This window comes from Holdemanella sp., assembly GCF_056804935.1.
Window position 1 is genome coordinate 1 of the sequence record NZ_DBMEXE010000079.1, and the last position, 6,518, is coordinate 6,518.

The following is a 6,518-nucleotide window of genomic DNA, read 5'->3' on the forward strand; positions in this document are numbered from 1 at the left end:
TAGTGTATCGTCAGGTTCACGCTGGAACAAATGCATGTTTCTCTATTCATACTTTGGATAAAGTATGGGCTGATGAATATGCTGCATTACAAGATATTCCAATGATCGATACAGTTATGTTAAGAACTCCAATGATTTTGCATCCAAAATCAAGTAAACGTACAGGTATGTTTACTGAAATAGATACACAGCCAATGACATATTTCAAAAAGGGAGAATCAAACTGGTTCTGTTATCCTTGTAAGGTTGGAGCTTTATTATGTTTCGTATACTTCAACTCAAAATATATGTCTAGTGCATTGAGTATGGCTAACTTGTTTGAATTAGCTACAAAAGAAGAAAGTGCTCAAAAACCAGATCTTGTTGTTATTTTTGGTAATGACGATGGAAATGATGCAACAAACTTCTATTATGATGAGGCCAATGATATTTGGGTAGGATGTATTAGTGACAATCCTCGTATCGAATACTTTGGATATTTAAAGAAAATGTGTTTAACATTACACAACTTGGCACAGATGAAAAAAGGTTGGTTACCAATCCATGGTGCTTTCGTAAACATCTATTTAAAGGATGGAACTAAGAAAGGTATCATGTTGATGGGTGATAGTGGTGCTGGTAAATCTGAATCCATTGAAGCATTAAAGGCAGCTGCTGGAGATATGATTCGTGAAGTAGAAGTTGTATTTGATGATATGGGAACAATTCACTTAGAAGATGGCGTTCCATATGGTCAGGGAACTGAAATTGGTGCCTTCATTCGTCTAGATGACTTGGATCCAGGTACTCCATATCGTGACATGGACCGTTCAATTTTCATGGCTCCAGAAAATCCAAACTCACGTATGATTCAGCCTGCAGCTCCATATCGTGTTGTTGTTCACAACCACAAAATTGATTTATTTGCGTACGCAAACAACTACACAAATGAATTTGGTCTAAAGAAATTAACTGTTCAAGAAGTAAAAGATACTTGTAAGTTAGGTAAACGTATGGCTTTGGGTACAACGCAAGAAGTTGGTATTTCAACAACTTACTTCGCAAACCCATTTGGTCCTATGCAAAAACAAGAGCTTTGTGAACCAATCATCGACACAATGTTCCAGGCTTTAGAAGACAACGGAGTATTTGTTGGTGAAATCTATACGCACTTAGGATTCGATAAATCAAACCGTAAAGGTTTAAATATTGCTGCTCAGCAATTATTAGAATTTATCCAGAAAAAGGATTAATATGTTTAACAATGATTCAATGAAATATTATTCAACAAGCACTTTAAAAAGTGCTTTGTTGAAGTCTTATGCATGGATGGCTATTGCCTTATCCATCACGGCAATTGTATCTTATGGTTTATATGCTACAAATGCTTTATTGATTTTATTGAGTACCGTGCCATTTCTATTTATGTTGTTTGTGATTGCACCATTTATCTTGTCCATTGCCTTTGGTGTTTCTATGGCAAGATCTACATCAAGTACAGGTATGAAAGTCATGTTAGTGCTTTATGCCATCTGTATGGGCGTTTCACTTACTTCGATTGGCTATGTATATGATGTAGCTACAATTGGTACTGCTTTTCTAGTCAGTGTAGTTTACTTTATTAGTTTAGCTGTAATTGGTACAACATCTAAAAAAGATTTTACTAGCTTTGGCTCATTATGTATGATTGGACTTTTTGTATTGATTATTACACAATGCTTCATGATGTTATTTAGAGTTAGTATGGATGTTCGCTTGCTTTCTATCATTACTCTATTGATTTTTACAGGCATCACAGTTTGGGATGTACAAAGAATGAATCGTTTATTGATTCAATCGGATGGTTCAGTCGTAGCACAAGATAAGATTGCCATCTTCATGGCATTACAATTGTATTTGGATTTCTTGAATATCTTCTTAAGAATCCTACAATTAATTGGCATGGGAAATCGTAACAACAAATAGATGTATTCGTAATGGATACATCTTTTTTTTGATGGAGAATTGACTGTTTAATTTGATATAATTATCCTAAAGAAAGGAATAGATTTATCATATCTAGACAAGAACATTATGAAAATTCTTAATGTAATAATGGATATTTTAATTGGTGCTGCGTTTATAATGAACGTATGTTTCAAGCAATACTTTAAAGTATATGCTTATGGAATACTCCCTGCTATTTTCATAGTATCAGTTTTTAATATCTACAGTAGTATAAAGAACAAAGATTATAAATCCTATCGATTGTTTTATTCTATATTCTGGATTCTTATTATTTTGATTTTATTACTAAATTTATAAAATACAATGTAATGTTGATAGACAGAAAAGCTCATATAATATTTTAAGCTAAACTATCAAAAAGACTTTGGTATATTGAAGTGATGTCTTAACTGACTACTCCTCACCGCAAGCTCTTTGATGTCATGACGAAAGACTCTGGCAACGCACGAATGTAGCCACTATATTTTTTCATCACCACGGCAGGGAACATCAAGACGTACAAAGAGAAATCGACGGTGCCGTGGCGACAATCATGGTGCTTGACCGTGCTATCCGCTATGGCAATGATAATGGCACTTCAGTCTATGATAGCTGTGGGCTGCAATTAGTCGATTATAAAAAGTTTTTGCACTATAGTGCATTTACACGATTTTCTTGTCGATTTATGCTATCAAAATAGCGCAGGAGGTGTGAAAATATGATAGATTCTCATGAACTCAGACGGCGTGATGGAACACCCCGGCACGATCAAAGAACTGCAGATGCAATACGTATCATATCACAATTACGGTTCTTATTTGAATGTAAACAATTATAATGATACGAAGAAAAATCATGCAACGATTGTTAAGTTGATAGCAACTTTGAAGCGTGCTACAAAAACCACAGTTTAGTAATTTGGTGTTAAAACATTCTTCTGTTATCTGTCGAAGACATAAATTAAAAAATAAAAATGGAGTAGTGTAATACTACTCCAAAGGTTTTTGATAGAAGTTTCCGTAGAAGTTTACTGTATTGTATGTATTGATCAATACTTTAGGATCGACCTTTCTTACATTATCGACAACGTCTCTTAATTCATAAGTAGAAATAACGGCTTTACATACGTAATACTTACGATGACTGTATGCACCATAACATTCAAATACGCTCATACCATGGCGACAAGTGGCCATAAAGGCATCGATAATTGGGTCTGGATCGTTTGTCGTAAATTCAACGGTAATTTGTGCATATCTTTGATATAAAGATGAGATTGTCTTTGTAGATAAGAATTGGAATAGGATGGAATATCCTGCATAAATCCATCCGCATAAGTATCCAAAGACAATAATCATAGCGCAGTTATAGAAGAATACATAGTCCCAGATACCTCTATGAATCTTACTAGAAACGTATTGGGCAATGAAATCCGTTCCTCCGGTAGATCCACCAGCTCTTAGGGATAGGGAAATGGAGAAGCCCCATAAGAAGCCTCCAAATAGAACGTTTAAGATTTGATCTTTAAAGAAGGGTTCAAAATGGAAGATAGAAATAAAGAAAGATACTAGAAAGAATTGTACACAACTCAAAAATGTGAATCTTGGAGAAATGTGTTTGTAGCATAGTATAGCAGCAGGAACATTTAATGCGATGATTCCAACTTGAGTAGGAAAGTTAATGTTTACTAGAGCACAGACTTTATTGATTAATAGAGCAAGTCCGGTAAATCCTCCTGAAATCAAATTGCATGGTGCCATAAATACATTCATGATATAACATTGCATAAAAGCACTAAATACAATCATAATGATTGACGTCAATAGTCTTAGCTTCTTTTCTTTTTGAAGCTGATGAATAATGTGTTGCATATAAATTAATACCTCTTGTTCACTGACAATTTAATGATAGGGCATTTGTCAAATAAGTTCAACCAAAAACAGAAAATGTACGGTTTTTAAAAAAATGTAAAAAAAATTAATTTTTTTCTTGCTTTTTATTATGCGTTGAGGTATTATATATGGGCAGTCAACGAAATGGTTCCGTAGCCAAGTGGTAAGGCAATAGACTGCAACTCTGTGATCATCAGTTCAAATCTGATCGGAACCTCCATAAATGATGGGGTCGTGGCGGAATAGGCAGACGCAACGGACTTAAAATCCGTTGGGAGAAATCCCGTGTGGGTTCAAGTCCCACCGTCCCCACCATCGTTTATTTACAATCAACAAGTTACGGTTCCGTAGCCAAGTGGTAAGGCAATAGACTGCAACTCTGTGATCATCAGTTCAAATCTGATCGGAACCTCCAATCACATGGGGTCGTGGCGGAATAGGCAGACGCAACGGACTTAAAATCCGTTGGGAGAAATCCCGTGTGGGTTCAAGTCCCACCGTCCCCACCATTTTTTGGAAAGATAGCTAGAGACATTTGTTTCTAGCTTTTTTCGTGCTTATTTGGTCAGCACAATGACCAAGTTTACCATATTTGTATATAAATTTAATGATTAAAATATAATAAAAGAGAGGTGTAACTAATTATGAGCTGGATTGAAAGAACAACGAAAAAACGAATCAAAGAATTGGATGAACATCCAGAATTGAATTCAAATGATTTTGAGCAAAAGGGAAATACATTAATGAAGAATATTAAATTCTATGTGATTGTTATCTTAGCAGCTGTACTTGTTTTAGCACTTTGGTATCAATGGAATCATCCGGAAATTGATATATTTCCATTTCATTTTCCAATATTAGTCTAAGAAGAGGTAACTATGAATTGGCTTGATAAAATAGCAAAGAAACGATTGGAAGAACTAGAAGCACATCCAGAATTGAACTCAGACAAATTTGCGGAGAAGATGAGTACTCTATATTTCGCTATTGTTTTGTTGATTGTTGCCATACTTATTCTTTTGTTTTGGTATGATACTGAACATTTTGAAATTTGGATCTTTCCAGGAAGATAAAAAATAGCCACAATTGTGGCTATAATAACATAAATCCAATACCTACGATAACACCAGTTATAAATAGGATGGAAATGGTTCTTAAAATGTCTTTCTTTCTTGCTTCATAACGAATCATCACAATTAAACCAAGTCCTGCATTTGTGACAAGTCCTGCTAGTAAGGATCCAAAGGATAATTCACCAGCTGTATAAAGCTGCGTTAGAACAACTGTGGCTGCACAGTTAGGGATAAAGCCGAATAGTGCGGCGATGATTGGCTGGAATAAATTATCTTGAAGCAAGATAATAGATAATGTTTTTTCTCCAATCAACTCCATTAATAATGTTAATACAAAGCTAGTAATAAAGATGAATACATAAATCTTTAAAGATCGTAATAGAGCACTGATCCATAATGGATATTCAGGATAGCAACATGGACAGCTTGATCCTGAACTTTCTTCTTCCTCGTATTCTTCATCGTCATAATCCTCTTCTTCCATATCTTCGAAGCGGAGGATTTTTTGATTGCGAAATAGTACATGATCAGTAAATAATCCAACAACGATTGCGATAACTAATTTTAATCCTAAAATACCAAGTAAAGATGAATACATCTTAGGATTACTAATAAGGATTGGAATGGCTTCATCACTTGTCGCAATCATAACACTGACTAGTGTTCCTAATGTAATGTTATTTTGGACAAACAACATAGCGGCTAGAATACTAAACCCACATTGGGGAATCAATCCAACTAATGCGCCTAAAATAGGTCCAAGTCTTTGTAGTCCAAAGAAAAGCTTATCGTCTTGCGTATTCTTCCTTTCGAAAACTTCTAATATACAATAAGTAATATACAATAAGGGGAGCATAGCCCATGTATCGTGTATTGTATCTAAAATAATGTCTATAAAATTCAAAGGTAGTTCCTCCTAACTTACATAAGTATACACATTTTTTCAAAAATTGCACGTAAAAAGCAGGAAACTAATCAATAGTTCCTGCTCTATCGTTGATTGTGATTTTTTTATTTCTTAATCGAACTTGAATATAATCATGTACACCTGCATAAATAAGTGCAAATATAGGAACGCCTAAGAACATTCCGACAACGCCAAATAATGCACCACCTATAGTAACTGAGAATAAAATCCAGAAGCCTGACATTCCTAGTTTATCTCCAAGTACAATTGGTTTAATAATGTTTCCATCGAACTGTTGAAGAATGAAGATAAATATGGTAAAAATCAAGGCTGAGAATGGATCAATCAAACATAAGATAATGATGACGGGAATAGCTCCTAAGAATGGTCCAAAGACGGGAATGACGTTTGTGACACCAATAATCAGGGCAATCATACTTGTGTAAGGTAGTTTTAATACTAAGGCACCAAAGTAACAGATAACACCAACAATAAATGAGTCAATGATATTTCCTACGATATATTGTTCAAATACAGTCTTCGCGTCATTTGTCCAAAGAGTTAAGTAGTTCGCAAAGTTTTTATCAAATAATGAGTAATTTAACTTTTTTATGCCCTTAACAAGTTTTTCACGGTCCAATAAGATATAGAATGCGGAAACGAAAGCTAAAATCAAGTTAA

Annotated in this window: 8 protein-coding genes and 4 tRNA genes; 9 read left to right on the top strand and 3 right to left on the bottom strand. The window is 34.6% G+C overall.

From position 1 onward, the window contains the following. The 3 genes from ACZQCL_RS04995 to ACZQCL_RS05005 form a co-directional block, all read left to right on the top strand. Positions 1-1,232 (top strand): phosphoenolpyruvate carboxykinase (ATP) (locus ACZQCL_RS04995; protein ID WP_482482018.1); only part of this gene is annotated, 1,232 nt, incomplete at its 5' end. 1 nt (position 1,233) lies between these two features. Then, positions 1,234-1,944: a Bax inhibitor-1/YccA family protein gene (locus ACZQCL_RS05000; protein WP_482482020.1), complete on the top strand. Its 711-nt coding sequence runs from the start codon at positions 1,234-1,236 to the stop codon at positions 1,942-1,944. Between the two features lie 752 nt (positions 1,945-2,696). Next, on the top strand, positions 2,697-2,879 hold the full coding sequence (locus ACZQCL_RS05005; RefSeq protein WP_482482022.1) for a hypothetical protein: 183 nt from the start codon (positions 2,697-2,699) through the stop codon (positions 2,877-2,879). A gap of 75 nt (positions 2,880-2,954) precedes the next feature. Here the strand turns inward: ACZQCL_RS05005 and ACZQCL_RS05010 are convergent, their stop codons facing one another. Continuing rightward, positions 2,955-3,836 (bottom strand): YitT family protein, encoded by an 882-nt coding sequence (locus tag ACZQCL_RS05010; RefSeq protein WP_118114222.1) that lies wholly within the window; start codon positions 3,834-3,836, stop codon positions 2,955-2,957. A gap of 167 nt (positions 3,837-4,003) precedes the next feature. Between ACZQCL_RS05010 and ACZQCL_RS05015 the strand changes: the two genes are divergently transcribed. The 6 genes from ACZQCL_RS05015 (at position 4,004) to ACZQCL_RS05040 (ending at position 4,930) form a co-directional block, all read left to right on the top strand. Next, positions 4,004-4,077: transfer RNA gene (locus ACZQCL_RS05015), tRNA-Cys, on the top strand. Between the two features lie 8 nt (positions 4,078-4,085). Continuing rightward, positions 4,086-4,172, top strand: a tRNA-Leu gene (locus ACZQCL_RS05020). A 26-nt stretch (positions 4,173-4,198) separates the two neighbouring features. Beyond that, positions 4,199-4,272: transfer RNA gene (locus ACZQCL_RS05025), tRNA-Cys, on the top strand. Between the two features lie 7 nt (positions 4,273-4,279). Then, a tRNA-Leu gene (locus ACZQCL_RS05030) sits at positions 4,280-4,366 on the top strand. Positions 4,367-4,501: 135 nt separating this feature from the next. Further along, a complete protein-coding gene (locus ACZQCL_RS05035; RefSeq protein WP_227991873.1) occupies positions 4,502-4,723 on the top strand; it encodes a hypothetical protein in 222 nt (73 codons plus the stop codon). A 12-nt stretch (positions 4,724-4,735) separates the two neighbouring features. Next, on the top strand, positions 4,736-4,930 hold the full coding sequence (locus ACZQCL_RS05040) for a hypothetical protein (protein ID WP_329993543.1): 195 nt from the start codon (positions 4,736-4,738) through the stop codon (positions 4,928-4,930). Positions 4,931-4,949: 19 nt separating this feature from the next. Here ACZQCL_RS05040 and ACZQCL_RS05045 read toward each other — a convergent pair whose 3' ends face one another. Further along, positions 4,950-5,834, bottom strand: coding sequence for a putative manganese transporter (locus tag ACZQCL_RS05045; protein WP_482482025.1), 885 nt, complete (start codon positions 5,832-5,834; stop codon positions 4,950-4,952). A 67-nt stretch (positions 5,835-5,901) separates the two neighbouring features. After that, positions 5,902-6,518, bottom strand: a 617-nt coding sequence (locus tag ACZQCL_RS05050; RefSeq protein WP_482482027.1) for an AI-2E family transporter, incomplete at its 5' end; no start/stop codon positions are given.